General features: G+C 60.6%; 12 protein-coding genes. 4 read left to right on the top strand and 8 right to left on the bottom strand.

Annotation, left to right across the window (positions count from 1 at the left end; genetic code table 11):
• The first annotated feature begins 82 nt into the window (after positions 1–82).
• The 3 genes from D0Y96_RS04235 (at position 83) to D0Y96_RS04245 (ending at position 2473) form a co-directional block, all read left to right on the top strand.
• Positions 83–1090: a thioredoxin domain-containing protein gene (locus tag D0Y96_RS04235; protein WP_117298674.1), complete on the top strand. Its 1008-nt coding sequence runs from the start codon at positions 83–85 to the stop codon at positions 1088–1090.
• Positions 1091–1187: 97 nt separating this feature from the next.
• On the top strand, positions 1188–1727 hold the full coding sequence (locus D0Y96_RS04240) for a PadR family transcriptional regulator (protein WP_117298127.1): 540 nt from the start codon (positions 1188–1190) through the stop codon (positions 1725–1727).
• A gap of 56 nt (positions 1728–1783) precedes the next feature.
• On the top strand, positions 1784–2473 hold the full coding sequence (locus tag D0Y96_RS04245; protein ID WP_117298128.1) for a hypothetical protein: 690 nt from the start codon (positions 1784–1786) through the stop codon (positions 2471–2473).
• 124 nt (positions 2474–2597) lie between these two features.
• On the opposite strand, the gene D0Y96_RS04250 is transcribed toward D0Y96_RS04245, so the two are convergent.
• From D0Y96_RS04250 to D0Y96_RS04260, 3 genes are read right to left on the bottom strand one after another with little or no spacing between them, the layout of a single operon-like run.
• Positions 2598–3203 (bottom strand): acyltransferase, encoded by a 606-nt coding sequence (locus tag D0Y96_RS04250; RefSeq protein WP_117298129.1) that lies wholly within the window; start codon positions 3201–3203, stop codon positions 2598–2600.
• Between the two features lie 47 nt (positions 3204–3250).
• Entirely contained in the window at positions 3251–4255 is a 1005-nt protein-coding gene (locus D0Y96_RS04255) for a glycosyltransferase family 2 protein (RefSeq protein WP_117298130.1), read from the bottom strand.
• A gap of 4 nt (positions 4256–4259) precedes the next feature.
• Positions 4260–5579, bottom strand: a complete 1320-nt coding sequence (locus D0Y96_RS04260; protein ID WP_117298131.1) for a glycosyltransferase family 4 protein — start codon at positions 5577–5579, stop codon at positions 4260–4262.
• A 307-nt stretch (positions 5580–5886) separates the two neighbouring features.
• Here D0Y96_RS04260 and D0Y96_RS04265 point away from each other — a divergent pair, with 307 nt between their 5' ends.
• Positions 5887–9645, top strand: coding sequence for a chitobiase/beta-hexosaminidase C-terminal domain-containing protein (locus tag D0Y96_RS04265; protein WP_117298132.1), 3759 nt, complete (start codon positions 5887–5889; stop codon positions 9643–9645).
• 239 nt (positions 9646–9884) lie between these two features.
• On the opposite strand, the gene D0Y96_RS04270 is transcribed toward D0Y96_RS04265, so the two are convergent.
• Genes D0Y96_RS04270 through D0Y96_RS04290 form a run of 5 tightly spaced genes read right to left on the bottom strand, consistent with a single transcriptional unit; the run spans position 9885 to position 18131 of the window.
• Positions 9885–11147, bottom strand: coding sequence for a glycosyltransferase family 4 protein (locus D0Y96_RS04270; RefSeq protein ID WP_117298133.1), 1263 nt, complete (start codon positions 11145–11147; stop codon positions 9885–9887).
• 2 nt (positions 11148–11149) lie between these two features.
• On the bottom strand, positions 11150–12085 hold the full coding sequence (locus tag D0Y96_RS04275; RefSeq protein WP_117298134.1) for a hypothetical protein: 936 nt from the start codon (positions 12083–12085) through the stop codon (positions 11150–11152).
• A 47-nt stretch (positions 12086–12132) separates the two neighbouring features.
• Positions 12133–12951 (bottom strand): 4'-phosphopantetheinyl transferase family protein, encoded by an 819-nt coding sequence (locus tag D0Y96_RS04280; RefSeq protein ID WP_158562193.1) that lies wholly within the window; start codon positions 12949–12951, stop codon positions 12133–12135.
• Positions 12932–14110, bottom strand: coding sequence for an acyltransferase family protein (locus D0Y96_RS04285; RefSeq protein WP_117298136.1), 1179 nt, complete (start codon positions 14108–14110; stop codon positions 12932–12934). Before D0Y96_RS04285 ends, D0Y96_RS04280 begins: the two co-directional genes overlap by 20 nt.
• Positions 14111–14165: 55 nt before the next feature.
• Positions 14166–18131 carry a condensation domain-containing protein gene (locus tag D0Y96_RS04290; protein ID WP_117298137.1) on the bottom strand — a complete coding sequence of 1322 codons (3966 nt, stop codon included), beginning with the start codon at positions 18129–18131 and terminating at the stop codon, positions 14166–14168.
• Position 18132: the final 1 nt, after the last annotated feature.

Below are 18132 nucleotides of genomic sequence, written 5' to 3' on the forward strand. Positions count from 1 at the left end.
TCGGCAGCCCTGTCTGCGAAGGTGCCGGCGGCAACGCGAGGCCGGAGTGACGAAGGAAAAGTTTCCACTGGAAAGGATCTCGATGCGTTTTCGTTTTATCCTCAGCGGCACCCTGCCTGCGCTTGTTCTGGCGGGAGCGTCTCTTTGCGCGGCCCAGGCCGCCCAGCAGCAGAAAGCCCCTCAGCCGTTTACGGTTCCTTCGGCTCCGGCGGCGCCGGGCGAGCCGCGCTTTCCTCCGGTGGACAAGGCAAATTTCACCGCGGATTCACCAACTGCGGAGACGGTGAATGCGTTTCTGAAGGCCTCATGGGGATACGACAACAGCCGTGTCTGGGAGGTATACGCGATCGAGAAGACTCCGGTGGAAGGGCTGTCGAAGGTGCTGGTGCTGGTAGCGCAGAGAGAGCATCCGCAGCAGATTGCGAACCTCTCTTTCTTTGTCGCGCCGGACGGAAAGCATCTGATCGCGAATGAATCGGTCCTGGATTTCGGAGCGCAGCCCTATGCGCCGGCGAACCAGGTGCTGCAGCAGCGCGCCGATGGTCCTTCACGCGGAGCGTCGGCCAAACAGTTCGAGCTGGTGGAGTTCGCAGACTTCGAATGCCCGCACTGCAAGGCGGCGCAGCCGATCGTGGACAAGCTGCTGAAGGATTTTCCGCAGGCGCACTTCGTCTTCCAGAACTTTCCGCTGGTGAGGATTCATCCGGCAGCATATCAGGCCGCGAACTACGGCCTGTGCGTGGCGAAGCAGGGCGGCAACGATGCGTTCTTCAAATACGCCGATGCGGTCTTTAACAGCCAGGAGCAGCTGCCCGCGGGTGTGGAGAAGACGCTGGCGGCGGCGGTGACGACGGCGGGGCAGGACCCGGCAAAGGTGTCTGCGTGCGCGGCTTCCGCGGAGGGCAAGGCGGCGGTGGACGCGTCGCTGAAGCTGGCGCAGGACCTGCATGTGGACCAGACGCCGATGCTGTATATCGACGGACGGCCGATTCCGATCGGTGGGGTGGTGGATGGCCCGGCGACGGGGGGAGCGCTCTCCTACGATCAGCTGAAGGAGATCATCACGTACCAGTTTTCGCTGGACAAGTAGCAACAAAAAAAGAAGCAGGAGAGATTCTGCTTCTTTTTTGTTGCCATACCTATCAAACAGATATATTGTTCCGATATATGAGGCTGCCACGCAATTTATGAAGAGGCTGAATCAGAGCCAGCTTGCGCTGCTGGGACTGCTGAGCTTCGGCGCGATGTCGGGGTACGATCTGAAGCAGCTTAGCGACTGGTCAGTCGGTTATTTCTGGCGGGAGAGCTATGGACAGATCTACCCGCACCTGAAGCGGCTGGAGGCAGACGGGCTGGTGGCGCGAAAGACGGAGCGCGGCACCGGCCGCAGGGACCGGCACGAGTATCGGCTGACGGCTGCAGGGAAGCAGACGCTGCAGCGCTGGCTGGCGAAGCCGGCAGCGGAGGAGATTCCGAGAAACGAGATGCTGCTGAAGGTCTTCTTCGGAGATCTGGTGGCGCCGGAGTTCACCGTGGAGCATATTGCCCGGCAAAAGGCTCAGTCGGAGGCAGAGCTGACGGCATACGCAGCGGTGCAGAAGCGCATTGAGGGCGAACAGGGCAGCCCCCGGCAGAAGCAGCACTGGCTGATGACGCTGCGTTATGGAATCCATATAGCCCAGGCACAAATGAACTGGTGTGAGGAGATGTTGAAAGAGCTGAAGTAGCGGGGCCCGGCGGGCGGAGCGCCGCTGTTTCCAACATGTAACCGTGGAGGTGACGTATGCATGGACACGATCCGTTGTGGATGCGGGCTTTTCTGACTGTTCATATCGGCGCCGGGAGTGGAGCGTTTGTGCTGGCGCCGCTGGCGCTGATGACGGCAAAGGGCGGAAAGGCGCACCGCCTCTGGGGAAAGATCTACTTCTGGTGCATGACAGTAGTGGCTGTCACAGCACTGGTGATGGCGCTGTGGAGGCCGATCCTGTTTCTGGCCTTCGTCTCGGTGTTCAGCTTTTATTCGGCGTTTGTGGCTTACCGTGTGCTCGGACAGAAAGCGGCATGGAAGGGCGAGAAGGTGGCGACGAGGCTGGACTGGGCGGCCGCTGTGATCGACTTTGTGTGCAGCGCGACGCTGGCGGCACTGGGCGCGGTGCGTCCCGCGATGGTGCAGAATCTGGGGATTCCCGCGATGGTGTTTGGCGGGATCGGGATATGGATTGCGGTGAATGCAGTGTGGGGGTTCACGCATCCTCCGAAGGAGAAGATGTTCTGGTGGTATGGGCACCTGCAGGGCATGCTGGGCAGCTACATCGCAGCGTGGACGGCCTTCTGCATTGTCACTATCGGGCCGTTGCTGCATCACGCATGGTGGCTGTGGCTGCTGCCGACCGCAGTGGGTGTGCCGGCGATGATCGCAACCACGGCCTATTACAGGAGGAAGTTCGCGCCGCGCGTGAGAGCAGCGGTCTGAGCTGCGTTTCCCGCGCAAAGGATTTCACCACAGAGGACACAGAGGTAAACCGCAAAAGGTTGCCAGAAGGCGGGTCTGCTCAGAGGGATGATCTTTGCGGAAGTGGTGCTTGGGAAAAGGCCGGTCACCGGATGGGCGAAAGGGTGCTGCGGGCGCGAATGGGCGCGGCGGGGATACCGACGACGACGGCTCCGGCGGGAACGTCGCGGGTGACGACGGCATTCGCGCCGATGGTGGCATGGTCGCCGATGGTGACGCCGCCGAGGATAGTCACGCCGCGGCCGATCCAGACCTCGCGGCCGATAGCGATGGGTTTGGCGACGTGACCTGCGTAACGGATGATCACGTCTTCGCTCCGGCTGTGATTGGCGTCGCGAATGCTGGAATACTCGCCGATCATGGTGCCGTCTCCGATGATGACCCCGGCCATGGCGACGATGTGAACACCGCGGGAGGCGACGACGTCATCGCCGATGGTGATGACGGCATTCTCCTGTGTCTCGAGGTGCAGCCCGGGATAGAAGAGTACGTTTTCTCCAATGGAAATATTGCCGATGCCGTGGACATCGACTCTGCCGAGGATGACGGCGGAGGCGGGCAGAGGACGATTGATATCGGCGGCGAGCAGAGACCAGGCGTAGATGCGCGCCACCGCTTCACGCAGGCCCCGCGTGTAGCGGAGGATGCGGGAGAGCAGGGTTCCGAGAACAGCCTTGAGAGCGCGCTTCATAGGATGGATTCTTTATACTCGCGCAGTAACGGCCACGGGAGATGGTATCACCAGGGGCGGGGCGGGGAGATACGGCCGCCGGAGGTATCGTTCCAGGCCTGCCGCATCAGTGTAACCAGGTTACGGCTCTCGCGGGCGCGGGCGATGCGGCGCGGGTCTTTACTGAAGGCATTGCGCAGGGCTGTGAGGCGGTAGAGGGTCGTCTCCTGAGCTTTCGCGAACCAGGCTGCCGAGCCGTGGTGCTTGCGGTAATAGAGCAGGGTGCTGCGCATGCGCCACAGGATGAGCTGCGCGCCCGTCGAGGACATTTCGAGGGTCTTCACCTGGCGTGAGGATTCGCCGCCGATGTGGATGATGACAATATCAGGCCAGTACCAGATCTGCCAGCCGGCCTGTTTGATGCGGCGGCAGAGGTCGACCTCTTCGGAATAAAGGAAGAAGACGGGATCGAAGAATCCGGCCTGAGCGAGGGTTTCGGCGCGAAGGATGGAAAAGGCTCCGGGAACCCAGTCCACCTCAGAAGCTACCGACTGGTCGGCCCAGGTGCGATCGAAGTGCCCGAAGAGACGGGATTTGGGAAAGCGTCCGGCGAGGCCGGTGAAGACGAAGGCATCGCTCCAGAGAGCGGGAAACATGCGCGCCGAGGGCTGCCAGGAGTGGTCGCGCCCGACGAGGCGGCCGCCGGCGAGGCCGGCCTTCGGGTTGGCATCCATGTGCGCGACGGCGAGATGAAGTGAGCCGGGGCAGAGGAAGGCGTCAGAGTTGAGCAGCACGACATAGCGGCCGCGCGTGTGCGCAAGCGCAACATTGTTGGCGGCTCCGAAGCCGAGATTGACATCGCTGCGAAAGAGACGGACGGAGGGGTAATCCTTTTCGACCATCTCCGGCGAGCCGTCGGAGGAGTGGTTGTCGACGATGAGGACTTCGACGCTGAGACCGCCGGCCTCGCGCTCGATCGACTGCAGACACTCGCGCAGAACTTCGCGTGTATTGAAAGAGACGATGACGATGGACACGTCGATCGGGTGCTCTGGAGATGCCGGAAACGTCATGGGGTCAGCCATTCTCCTCAGACGAGGATGGTTGCGCGAGAGCCTGCTCGAAGGCAGCGGCAAGCCGTTCGAGGTTCTTCGGGAGATTGTAGCGCTCGAGGACGTGAGCGCGGCCTGCGGCTCCGAGCCGGCGGCGCAGAGGCGCGTCAAGGATGAGGAGCTTAATGGCGGCGGCCAGCTCTTCAACCGAAGAGGCGGGCACGAGAATGCCATCGACACGGTTACGAATCAGCTCGGGGATACCGGCGACCATGGTGCTGACGCAGGGGATTTCCATGGCCATAGCTTCCATGAGCGCGACGGGGACGCCTTCGGCGAAGCTGGGCAGCACGAAGATGTCGGCCTGCGCGAGCTGTTCGCGGGTGTGGTCGTGATTGAGGGCGCCGCGAAAGGTGACGTGAGCGGAGAGGCCGTGTGAGGCGGTAAAGGCTTCGAGTGCCTTGCGGTCGGAGCCGTCGCCGACGAAGACGGCGCGAAGGGAGTGCCCGGCGGCGAGCAGGGAGGCCACGGCTTCCAGAAGGATCATCTGCCCCTTGGCGGGCACGAGACGGCCGACGCAGACGAGGGTGATTTCATTTTGGGAAGACTCTGCGCGAGGGGAAGTGTCCGCCCGTGGGACAAACTCCTCCGGACGAATGCCGAGCCGGATGACCTGCAGCTTCTTCCAGTGATCGGGGGCGGAGTACTTCATGAGCTGGCTTCGGCAGTAGTCGCTGATGCAGAAGATGAACTTCGCCTGGCGAATTTTTTGCTGAAGATAAAAGAGATCTACATCATAGAACTCCTCGGGGCCGTGTATGGTGAGCGACAACGAGTACCCCCAGGACTTGGAAACCAGCAGGCCGACAGTGGCGACGGGTCCCCCGAAGTGGACGTGGAGATGAGTGAGTCCGCGCTGCTTCATCCAGTTTCCGACAAGGAATGCTTCAAGGAGATAAAGAAGCGCATAGCCTCGCCGATATAGACCACACGCAGGCAGTTCCAAAATGGAACTGAACCCGCGGAGAAAGACTTTGGGATGCTTCAGCGCCACGCCAAACAGCGTTGCCGCAGCCTTCCAGCGGCTGGTGCTTTTGATGTACCAGGTCCGCTCGACTTCAGATGCTTCTGCAGGGGGCAGACTGCTGTGAGGACGATCCGGGGGATTGATGGATGCGGTTTCTATTTGGAAACCAAATTGCTTAAGGCCAAGTAGTTCCTTCAGAAAGAAAGTATGCGAAACAGCCGGGTACTGGCTTAGAAGGTAAGCAATACGCGGCTTTTCAACAACTGAAGGTTCTTCAGTTAGCTGTGTGGGATGCGGACGTGTGGGAATAAGTTGCATAAGGCCAGGAAATATTTACCGTTGCAGTGAAACACAGCAGATACGTAACAAAAGTACCGTCAATGGGGTGCAAATCGTAACCAAATTTTGGACCCCGCTTGTATAATCGGTTACAACCTTACCAGCTAATAGTAGTGAAACCTGCATGTGACTTTTGGGTCATATGTTTCGGGCGAGCCCACTCTCCTGCTCCGATCGCCCAGGTGAAGCAGAACATTCATCCGGTCTTATAACCAGGGTAATCGATTTTCAGATACGTCGTTGTTGAGGAAGTCTCCCCCTGCACCAACTTTCCAGGAGTGTTGGCATGGAATACGTGTATCAAATATCGCGGAAGGTGTATGTAACTTATTTTCAGATTGTTACGCTGATTACACTTGCGATTTGCAGCGGTGTCGCCGGCGCGCAGTCTGCCACCAATATTCAGGTTTCAAGCGCCGTCCAGCAATCGAGTGTAACGCGACTGGGCATCAACCTTGGCGATCAGGACTATTATGACTCCGGTCAGATGGTGAAGAACCTGGTATTCGATAACCCCGGGTTTGAGCCCATGGTATGGCGCAGCATTCTGACCTGCGGATCGTCGACGGCCAATACCTGCGTGGACAATAATCAGTACAGCCCCGAGCCCGCCGGGTTCTGGACGGGTGGAACCTACGAAGTGGTCTCGGGCGCATCGGCAGGCGCGACGGGAACGATTGTCAGCAGCGCGGCTGTGTCGTCGTGCTACGGCTGCGGTCAGACCATCACTTTTGACAAGAACCTGTCGCTGGCGCACAACGACAACGTGATTGTCCGGAATACATTCCCGGGCAATGCCCAGGCGGGATGGTGGACCAGTACCTCGGGCGGCGGCACGATTACCACGGATACTACCGATCTCTCTCCGGAGACACCGGGTAAGCAGGCAGTGAGCATGAACGCAGCCGGACAAGGGCAGTCGGTGAATCTGACCTCCTGGTTCGACTCGATGCAGAACATGAGCTTCATCCAGCTGAACGGCACCTTTCAGGTGACTTTCCGGGCCAAGGCGACTGGCGGCTCCAACTCGATGAACGTGACGGTGGCGCGCCTGATGGCGGGCCTGCCGAGCTACATCAATCAGACGGTGACTCTGACCAACGCGTGGAAGGATTACACGCTTACCTTTACCGCGGCTGAGACCGGTTCGGCACTTGGTCCGGTGGAGCTGAGCTTTACCGCGTCGGGCGCCAATGTGCTGCTTGACGATGTGGCACTGCAGCAGACCAACTCCGATCCGACAAATACGACGGCGTTCCGTGACGATGTGGTGAATGCGCTGAAGTCGCTGAAGCCCGGTGTGATCCGCATGATGGCAAGCTATGCGGAGCTTGGTGCGGATATTCCGGATCAGCTGGCAGTTCCGTTTGCCCGGTACCGCGAGGGCTACAACACGGGTGGAACAGAAGTGGACTCCATCCCATACGGTATCCACGAGCTGCTGCAGCTCTGCGCGGCAGTGGGCGCTGATCCGTGGATCACGATTCCGACGGCTACCACGCCGCAGGAGATGACGGATCTGGTCGAATACCTGACCGGGAACGGCTCCGATCCTTACAGCGCATCGCGTATTGCACGCGGGCAGACGGCGCCGTGGACCTCGGTCTTCAACAAGATTCATATCGAACTGGGGAATGAGACCTGGAATGGTGTGTTTCTCGGCGAATACATGACGTATCCGGCCTATCCGGACTGGGCAAACCAAGTCTTCGGAGCGGCGCGGCAGACGAGCGGTTACGAGCCGAGTAAGTTTGACCTGGTGCTGAGTGGTATTGCGGCGACGCCCGGTTATAACTCCGCATTGCTGACCTACAGCACGCAGCATGACTCCATTGATATTGCGCCTTACCTGCTGTACAGCGCCAACAACGACACGGTTAACGGCCTCTTCCAGTCGCTGTTTGCCGAGCCGGAAATGTTCAACACCTCTGGTGGCGAGGTTTACAAGAACATGCAGGCGGCCGCAACTGCTTCGACACCGACCAAGGTCAATGTGTATGAAGTGAACCTGGGAACGGTGCTCGGCAGCATCACACAGACGGAGCTGAATCAGCTTACTCCTTCAGTGGGAGCCGGTGTCGCCGTGGCAGACCATATGCTGCAGATGATGGGTCTGGGCGTGTCCGTGCAGAACATGTTCGCTCTGCCGCAGTACGAGTTCGGACGCACGGATGGCAGCATGGTGAAACTGTGGGGCACGGTCGTCGATATGGGGACGACAAACCGGAAGCGTCCTCAGTTCCTTGCCGAGCAGCTGGCCAACACGGCCGTCTTCGGAGACATGCTGCAGACGCAGCAGACGGGCGCGAATCCGACCTGGAACGAGCCTCTGAGCAGCGATAACGTTCAGTTAAACGGCGCGCACGAGATTCAGTCCTTCGCCTTCACGAACGGGACGCAATCGAGCGTGGTGCTGTTCAACCTGACGGTGGGAACATCGCTGCCGGTGACCTTCTCGGGGCCGAACGCTCCGACGGGCACGGTGCAGGTGGGACGGCTGACCTCGGCGAACATTACCGATAACAACGAAACCGCCAATAACGTGCAGATCGTCAACAGCACGCTTACCGGCTTCAATCCCTCATCGCAGTATGTTCTGCCGCCGTATTCGATGACGGTGCTGACATGGGGCGGAGGAACGGAGACGACCACACCGACGGCGGCTGCGCCCACGTTCTCGCAGGCTGCAGGGTCTTACACGGGGTCGATCCCGGTGGCCATCAGCGACGCGACATCGGGAGCAGCGATCTACTACACCACGGACGGCTCGACTCCGACGACCTCTTCGGCGAAGTACAGCAGCGCGATCACCCTCAGCGCAACGACGACACTGAAGGCTATCGCGGTCGCTTCCGGCTACACCAACAGCGCGGTAAGCAGCGTCAGCTATACCATTACCGCAGCAACAACGAGTCAGTCCTCGCCCACCGCAACACCGGCGATTACGCCGGGAACGGGAAACTATGGAGCATCGCAGGCTGTAACGATCAGCGATACGACATCGGGCGCCACGATCTACTACACGACGGACGGCTCAACTCCGACGACCTCCTCGACGGTGTACAAGGGTTCGTTCACCGCAACGGTACCGGGCACGATCAAGGCCATCGCGGTGGCGGCCGGACACACGGCGAGCACTGTCGCTTCGGCGGTCTACAGCCTGGAAGGCATCGCCACACCGACCTTCTCACCGGCGGGCGGAACCTATACCACCGGCCAGAAAGTAACGATCACAGATACAACTTCGGGTGTGACGCTTTACTACACCACGAACGGAACAACACCCTCCGCATCCTCGACTCAGTACACAGGGCCGATTACGGTGGGCAGCAGCGAGACGATCAAAGCCATTGCTGTGTACTCGGTCGATCCAAGCAGCGTGGCTACGGCAACCTATACGATCGGTAGTCCGTCTCCGACTATCAACTATCCCAATGGCTTCAGCGCCGCCAAGGTCAACCTGAACGTGAGTGCTTTATTCTCGGGTACGGCGTTGCAGCTCACAAAGAACACGGCCGGACAGATCGGGACAGGATGGTATACGACTCCTGTTTCGGTCAGCGGCTTCACCACCGACTTTACCTTCCGCGATACCAACGCGTCGGGTGATGGTCTTACCTTCACTCTGCAGAATGCTCCGAAAGGTCTGTGGGCGTTCGGCGGAAACGGAAGCGCTCTTGGATACCAGGGCATTACAAAGAGCGTGGCGGTGAAGTTCGATCTGGAGAATGGTTCAGGTACAAATCCCAGCACGACGGGTGTGTATGTGAACGGAGCGTCTCCGGTGGCCTCCTCGGTCGATATGTCCTCCGCGGGGATCAACTTCCACAGCGGCGATATCTTCAAGGCGCATATCGTCTACAGCGGAACGACGCTGACGCTGACGGTGACGGACACGGTGACGGCTGCCACCTTCACGAAGCAGTTCACCGTGAATATTCCTTCCACGGTGGGCGCCAACACCGCGTACGCCGGATTTACCGGAAGCACCGGCGCGAGAACTGCCACACAGCAGATTCTCAGCTGGACCTACACCACCAACTAAACCCAACAGCGCAGGCTGTTATGAGGGCGGCCAGCAATGGCCGCCCTTACTTTTTGTCATGCAGTGTATCGGAATTGCTGCTCGCGGGTTCATTTACAGCAACAGAGAAAACAAGCCATTCCTCAGCGGCTGAAGCCGCACTCATTTGAAACTTTTGCGGCACGACTGAAGCCGTGCCCTGATACAAAACGATTCAATGTGCCCACGGCCGGAGCGCTCGATATCGATGCGGTGAAAGATCAGCGGGAAAGAGAGACGGCTCCCGTCTCGGAGTGATGGGCCGGCAGGGCTTCGTTGTAAATTTCGAGGATCTGCTCGATCTTTCTCTTCCAGTTGAAGTGTTCTTCGACGCGCCTGCGTCCCGCTGCGCCCATCTGCGCCGGCAGGTCGGGAGTGGAGATGAGCCGCTGCATGCCTGCCGCAAAGCCATCGATGAGCGCTTCGCGGCTGGAGGGCTCAACGAGAATGCCGCAGTCTTCGCGCAGATAGTCTGCAGGGCCGCCCCAGCGGGTGGCAATGGCGGGAATGCCGACGGCCATCGCTTCCAGCACGACCGCGCCGCCGCATTCGTAGATGCTGGGCAGCACAAGAGCCGTGGCGCTCTGCAGATGCGCCGAGCAGTCTTTCTGGCTGAGCCAGCCGCAAAAGCTGACACGGCCGGCGATGCCGAGTTTTTCCGCGAGAGCCTGCCATGCGGGACGCATAGGACCGTCGCCGATGATATCGAGCGTGGCGCCGGGAACCCTGGCGAGGGCTTCGATGGCCATATCGACGCCCTTCCAGTCCACGAGGCGCCCGATGAAGACGAAACGGGCGGGAAGAGGCGATGCGCTGGCGGATGCAGGAGACGACCAGGTGGCGAAGTCCACACCATTTTCAGGCAGCTCGATGACGCGTCCGTCGATGGGCGCGGGAAGCGAGAGGCGTGTGCGCTCATTCGCGACGAGCAGAACGGCGGCGTGGCGCTTTCCGGGAAAGCAGGCGTTGATCAGGTTCGTAAGGCGGCGGCCGTAGCGGACGCTGATCTGACTGAGGCGCGATTCGGCGTGGCGGAAAGCGCGGGGATAATCCATGCCGCCGTTCATGGGGCCGATGACGACCGGGGCACCGAGGTCCGTCATCAGCGATGGAAAGCGCGGTGAGACGGGCGTGGGCTGGTGGACGACATCGATCGACATCTCGGCAATCAGACGGCGCACGACGCGGCGCTCGAGAAACTGCGTGAGCATGTGGCTGAGCAGCCCAAAGCTCGCTGCGGCGATACGGCGCGGCAGCGGACGGCTGATCTGCAGCAGCGCCTTGTGCAGCCAGGTATCGGAGACGAAGCGCATGTGGCTGAGCTCGGAGGGGAAGGCTGCTTCCATCTCATCGCGGGTGCGCGAATGGATGACGAGCCAGGCCTCCTGACCGGCGGCACGAAGTCCGAGAAAGTAGTGCAGAGGAATCGATGCCTCTCCGCCGAAGCGGAAAGAGGCATGTTCGGCAACGATACAGATGCGCATATCTATATCGACTGGAATACCGCGTAATAGCCGAGTCTGGCAAGCAGGTGCTTGATGTTCTGCTGACGGCGGTAAGCGCGCGGGGTGAGCTCGACGAAGGGAAGAATGCTCCCAGGCTCAGTCAGAGAGCTGTTGCCGTCGAGAATGCCTGCGGCTTTGGCGTCAGCGAGCCATGATTTGGCGCGTCCTCCGGCATGGAAGCATTTGATCGAAGTGAAGGGCTCATTGCGCAGAGACCGGACGCCGTTCACACCGAAGCGGCTGAGCAAACGGGAGTACTGGCTGCGATACCAGCAGTGCCAGCGCCGCGGATCGAGATATCCGCCGCCGATGTGAATGGCGAGGGCTGACCAGACGATGGCTTCGATGTGCATGATCTGCGGGAAGCGGGAAAAATTGAGTTTTTCCACCAGCCAGTCGAGCCATTCGAGATCGGCGGTGGCCCGCCAGTGGGCGACACCGATATCGACGTGATGCGCGAGCGGGATACCTGCGGTCATGGCGGCGCGCACGGTCTCCGGCGGAAAGAGGCAGTTCGGCTTCTGCCACATGAGCAGAAGGCCGTGTTCCGGAGTGGGCTCGAAACGGAAGTGGTTGGGGAAGTAAAGGTCAGGATCGAGCAGCACCATCTCTTCGCCAGGCGAGCTGAGCAGCAGAGGGTCCGTGATCTTGCGCCAGCAGGGATGGCCGCGCCGGAACTGGCGGAGATGAGGAAAACGTCCGAAGATGGCCGCCTCGGCGTCCTTCAGCTCTGTTTCGTCATAGATGCTCCAGGCATGGCCGCAGGTCTGCTGCCGCAGGGTGAGCTCTTCTTCGAGGAGAGCCTTGTCGCTGGGCGAATCGGTAACAAGATGCAGATGAAGAGGCTCAGCCGAGTTGCGGAAGAGGCTTTCGAGCGCGTACCGCGAATAGCTGAGCGAGCGTGGCGAAAGCACCATAAAGATTCGCCGTCTGAGGGCCGTACTGCTTTGAGGGGAGTTGGATGTCATAGCGTAACTTCACTTTCAGGCCATGCGAAATACAGGGTCGACCAGCCTTTTCGTTCGAGGGCCAGCGAACCGACGTAGCCGGGTTCCGGTTCAAGATGGCTAAGAGACCAGCGAGGGCCTTCGTGCGTGTCCCAGTCGCAGTGAAGCAGCGCGGGAGGAGCTCCGGGAGCAGTGGAGACGCTGAAGGAGTGCAGCGGAAGGGAAAGCCCGGTCCCCTTCGCCTTGATGAAGGACTCTTTCCGTGTCCAGCAGCGGAAGAAGGCGGGGATGGATTCTTCTTCAGGCAGGGCAGCAAGCGCTTCATTTTCGATCGCGGAGAAGTGCGAGGATGCGATCGAGACCCACTCGGTCACAGGGCGAACCGCTTCCACATCGATACCGATTTCGGCATCGAGGCAGACGGCCACCATGGTTACGGCCAGCGAGTGCGACATATTGAAGCGCAGATGACAATGCGGCTTTTCGAGACGAGGCTTGCCGAAGGCGTTGACGGCGAAGACGAGGCTGCGGGGATCGGTCTCAAGATAGGCGCCGAGCAGCAGACGCAGACGTCCGTGATCGGCGACGAAACGATCGAAGAGATGCGGAAAGCGGAAGCGGGAGGCGCGGTCGAGCTCCTCGCGGCTGAGCAAAGAGGCACAGGCGGCGATGTCTGCCGGATAATCCTTCAGCGTCCACACATGCACCTGATCGGCGGCAAGGTGAGGCGCAGGCCGAAACGAGGCCGCATGCTGGCGCGAAGCGGCTTCGTGGCCTTCTCCGGCTAAGGTTTTGGGCCAGGAGAGAACGTGAAAGCTAGAGTCTGGCTTCGACATACGTCTCTCTCTCTGCGGGGAGGGGTGTGGCTGTTTCGACAGGCGCGGGGCGTGGCGAAGACGATGCGATGCGCACATCTTCCGGGCGGGGATTCTCCTTGCCCTCGTGTTTGAGCTGTGAATTGCGGGAGAGGAAATGCCGCTCGACCAGGAACCACGAGAGCGCACCGACGCACAGAGCGATGGGCGCGGCGATCAGGAAGAGCTTAAAGGGAGCCATTTTGCCGCCGCCGTACATCACGATGAGCTGCTCGATCGGGTAGGCGTACAGATAGGTTCCGTAGGAGAAATCACCATAACGGCCGAGGTTCAGCGGGTGCAGCAGAGGCAGATAGGCCAGGCCGAAGAGCAGATACGCGCCGCAGGTGGGAAGCGTAATGACATACGCGTGCGGAATGAAGTTGGAGGCGATGAGCAGTATGCCGGCAGCGACGAGCCAGGAACGGCGAAGGAGCGTCGCGCCACCGTAAAGATGGAAGATAGATCCCGCAAGAAAGAAGGGCAGGACGACGGCCCAGTAGAGCGGAAAGCCAAAGATGGTCCCAAGAATGCCGCCCCCCGGTATCCATCCGGTGATATCCAGGCAGAGATGAAAGGCGATGACAGCCGCAAAGATGGCAAGGACCATCCAGCGGCGGCGAAAGACGGCGGTCATGCCCAGGAAGAGGACCCCGATGTAGCACCAGAACTCAAAGGCCACCGACCAGAGCGAGCCATTGAGAGCATTGGGATTGGCGTTGTGAAGGAAGACGGGCGGGCAGGAGAATGTCTGCAGCCGCAGTGTCTGCCAGAAGAAGCTGGGGAGAGAGACCGGCGTATACGTGTGCGGATCGGCGGCGAGAGGAACGACGACAAGGCCACCGAAGAGAGCGGCAACGATAAAGCCCGGATAAATACGCCCCACGCGGCGGCGCAGGAACTTCAGAGGCGAAGGAGAGCGCATCCAGCTCTGCGTGATAAGAAAGCCGCTGATGACGAAGAAGGCCCAGACGCTGACGCTGCCGAGGGTGATGAGCCCATGGGTGAGCACCGAGAGCGGCTCGGTCTGATTGGAGCCGCGACCCAGCGGATAGCTGTGTGAAAAGATCACCAGCACCGCAAAGATAAGCCGAAGCGTATCGAAATTGTTCAGGCGGCCTGCGCCGCGGATGGATGACATCTGTTCCCTTTATTTTTATGCCGGATGCCCGGGGAAGGCACCATATCTGAAGTAATCAGGCCGGTTGCCGATAAGCCTTTTCCAGACACTCGCGCAGCATGTTACCGACCATGCTCAGGTTCGGTTCAATGAACATCGATTCGTGGCTGCCCGGAGCCCAGAAGACTTCGACGCCATCTTTGGCGATGGCAGACCAGCCGCAGTCCGCACTGGCTCCCGAAATATGCTGGGTCTCCGTTGCGCGGAAGAGTGTAATGCGGCAGTCGAAGGGCTCGGTTTTATAGAGCCGGACAGCGTTGAGGGTGTTCAGGCTGATGTTGTGCATAAAATGCGGCAGCTCGAGGCCGAAGTGTTTGAAAAGCCACTGCACGGCTGCCCAGTTACGCAGGTAGAGCTGATCCCGGACGGTCTTTACCTTATGAATGGCTGATGTCCAGAAGTATTTCGCTTTCTGAGCGGAGGTCATGGACTGCATCTTCCGCTGGTGATAGGTGTATTTTCGGGAGAGTTTTCCGCCGAGGGTCATGTGCGCCTTCGTGTCCTGGTCCCGCGCCAGGTCTTCGGGATAACCAGGGCGCCATGAATCGAAGAGCACCACGAGGCCAACCTGTTCGCCTTCGGAGACGAGCTGGCGGGCGGTTTCGACGGCGAGCGGGCCGGCTGCGCACCATCCGCCGATGTAGTACGGCCCGTGCGGCTGCGCAGTACGAATCTCGCGGATGTAGGTGGCGATGCGCTGCTCGATGGTCATATCGCCATCCCGGTCGAGCTCGCGGAGTCCGTAGAAGGGATAGTCCTTTCCGATGACCGACGGCAGACCGCCATAGAGAAGGTAAGAGTGAATCAGGAAGAACGGCGGCTTGTTCGTCCCTTTCTGTACCGGGACGAGCGAAGAGTAGGCGCTGCGTCCGCGAAGAATGTCGGCCAGCTGCTCGACGGTGGGCGCGTTGAAGATGGTGGTGATGGGCAGCGAGGTGCTCAGCGTCTTGTTGATGCGGGCGAAGAGGCGCACGATCATCAGCGAATAGCCGCCGAGATCGAAGAAGCTGGTGCGCACACCGATGCCTTCGATGCCGAGCACTTCCTCCCAGATGCGAACGAGTCTGCTTTCCAGCTCATCGCGCGGTGGAACGTAATCGCCGGTTTTGACACGCGCCGAATGCTTTTTGTCAGGGCGCGGCAGCAGAGCCAGATCCGGTGTGCCATTGAGACGCAGGGGAATGGACGGCACGGGAAGAATCTCGGCCGAAGCAAGGTGTGCAGGCGCGGTGGAGCGCAGGAACTCACTGAGAACCTGTGCGGAAGGCTGCGATCCCGGACCGCCGGCAACATAAGCGACGAGCTCGGGCGTGCCGTTCGGGCTGTTCTGCACCGAGGCTTTGGCCGCTGTGACGGACGGATGATTCAGAAGGTGATCTTCGAGCTCACCGAGGCGCAGACGGTAGTTGTGCAGACGAATCTGGCGCTGCACGGCATCGATGAGCTCGACCTCTCCCTGCGGAGAGCGGCGGGCGAGCCAGCCGGTGCGAACGGCGTCGCCGTCGTTTGCAAGCGCCAGCTCGCCGGGAACCTCACCGGGAACGGTGTTGCCGCGGTGATCGAGAATGGTGAGCTGCTGTCCGGGCAGAGGAGCGATGGGCCAGTGTATGCCGGTTTTTCCGGGAGCAAGAGCCGTAAGTCCGATGATGCCCCCGGTCTGCGCAGAAGAGGCCATGGACCAGATGCGGCCGATGGGCTGGAGACGCTTCGCAAGTCCTGAAGGAAGGCGGCTGCCGCGGCAAACCATTTCGAGACGGCGATCGCCGGACCATCCGCCGGCAGTGAGGGTGAGCCAGTCAGAGGGTGTGGCAAAGCCGAGGCTGACCTGCTCGCGATCGAGTATCTGCTGCAGGTGATCCGCAGCATGGCCGGTGTGCCACACGATACCGGCTCCGGTTGTCAGCGGCAGCATCAGATCGGTCCAGGCGTCGGCCGATGTTTCAGCGGGAACGACCAGAGCCGTATCACCGGCGCGCATGCGCAGCGTCTGAGCCGCTGCCGTGAGACTTTCGAGCGCGGTGCGGTGCGAGGCGAGGTAGCTGTGATAATGCTCGGCGGAGTCGATTGCGATGCCAGCCCAGGCGGGATCATCGTCTTTGGAGACGAAGAGGGGCTGCAGCTTCGCTTCGGCTTTTTTGAGCTGATCGAACCAGGTGGTGGTCGAGGTCCTGCCGGTAAAACCGGCGGAGGCCAGCGCGATGGGCGGCTGCAGAGCCATCAGAATACGGTCCCACTCTTCGGGAGTGGTGGCGCCGGGGACGGCGAGCACAACAGCGCGCAGGCGCAGGATGGCGAGCGCGGCGGCGGCGGCATCGGCATTCGGCTCCATGCGCAGTGCGACATGCTGGCCGGGACGAACACCACGCTCCTGCAGAGCGGCGGCAAAGACGAGGCTCTTTTCCGCCAGCTCCATCCAGGAGGTGCGATGCCTGCCGGCGATGATGGCGGCGGCCTCTCCGCGATGCTCAGCATGGCGGTCGAAGGCTTCGATCAGCGAAGCGGGAAGCTCGCCGAGACGGACGGGACCACGGCCTGCCCGGTCGAGAGCAAGCTCTTCTTCGGCGGAGAGGACCGGGATATCGGAGACACGCAGCCGGTCGTTTTCCATCACGGCTTCGAGCAGCCGAAGGTAGCGAAGAATGAAATGGCGGATACGATCCTGGCGGAAGAGATCGGTGTTGTATTCAATCTGCAGACGCGGGCCCGAGGCGCGCTCGACGATGCTGACCAGCATGTCGAAGTTGACGCCGCCGCTGACCGAGGGGCGGGGAACGATCTTCAGCTCTCCGGCCTGCTGCGGCTGCATGAAGGCCTTCTGGTAGACGAAGTAGACCTGAAGAAACTGCGAGGCGGCACCGCTCTGATCGAGCTGGAACTCTTCCATGAGGCGCGAAAAGGGAAGGTCCTGATGCGCATAGGCCTTTCCGCTCCATTCGATCACACGCTGCAGCAGCTCGTGGAATGAGGGGTTCTTCTCGACTTCGGCGACGATGACCTGGGGATTGGCAAACCGGCCGACGACATCGTCCATGCCGAGCTGCGTGCGGTTGGCGATGCTCGACCCAAGCAGGAAGTGGTCCTGACCGGTGTAGCGCGAGATGAGGGCCTCAAAGGCGGTGAGCAGCACCTGGTGCATGGTGGCTTCGCGCTGGCGGCAATATGCTTTGAGCGCATTGTGCAGCTCGGGCGGAATCATCTCCCACTCGATGTCGCCGGGGCCATCCTTGCGGGCATTGCGCGGCTCGTCGGTGGGGAGATCGACGGCGACCGCGCCGCGCTGGATCTGCTCTTTCCAGAAGGTGAGCGCAGCCTGAGCTTCCTCGCTTTCCAGCCACTGCTTCTGCCAGATGGAGAAGTCGGCGAACTGGAAGGGAAGGTCGGCGAGCTTTGGGTCCCGTTGCTGCGCATACGCGGTGTAGATCTCGGCGAAGTCGCGGACGAGCACACCGTTGGACCAGCCATCGCAGGCAATGTGATGCACGGTACAGGCGAGGAAGTGTTCCTCGTCACTGAGATGGATGAGGCGCGTGTAGAAGACGGGACCGGCGGCGAGATCCATGGCGACATGGCTCTGGTCGCGGATGACCTCTTCCGCGCGCTGTGGTCTCTGCCCGGCGGGAAGCGAGCGCAGGTCGGTTACCGCGAAGTCGTAGAGCGGCTCTTCGCAGATGATCTGCGAGAGCTCACCGTCGACCATGCGGTAGGTGGTGCGCAGGGCCTCATGCCGCAGGGTCAGATCGCGGATGCAGCGCTCGACCAGCAGGTCATCCACTTCGCCTTCGAGGTGGAAGGCGATGGCCATGTTGGAGGCTGTCGAATGCCTGTCAACCTGATCGAGTATCCAGTACCGGTGCTGCTCAAGGCTGGCGGGAAAAATATAGACGTCTGCGCCTTCAGACGGCGTCTGTATATCGAGCCCGTCCACAGTCGCATCTGTGAGCTCGATCTCCTGTATCAGGTTATTTTTAGGTGCAAAGGTCATG

Source organism: Paracidobacterium acidisoli (assembly GCF_003428625.2).
GTDB lineage: Bacteria > Acidobacteriota > Terriglobia > Terriglobales > Acidobacteriaceae > Paracidobacterium > Paracidobacterium acidisoli.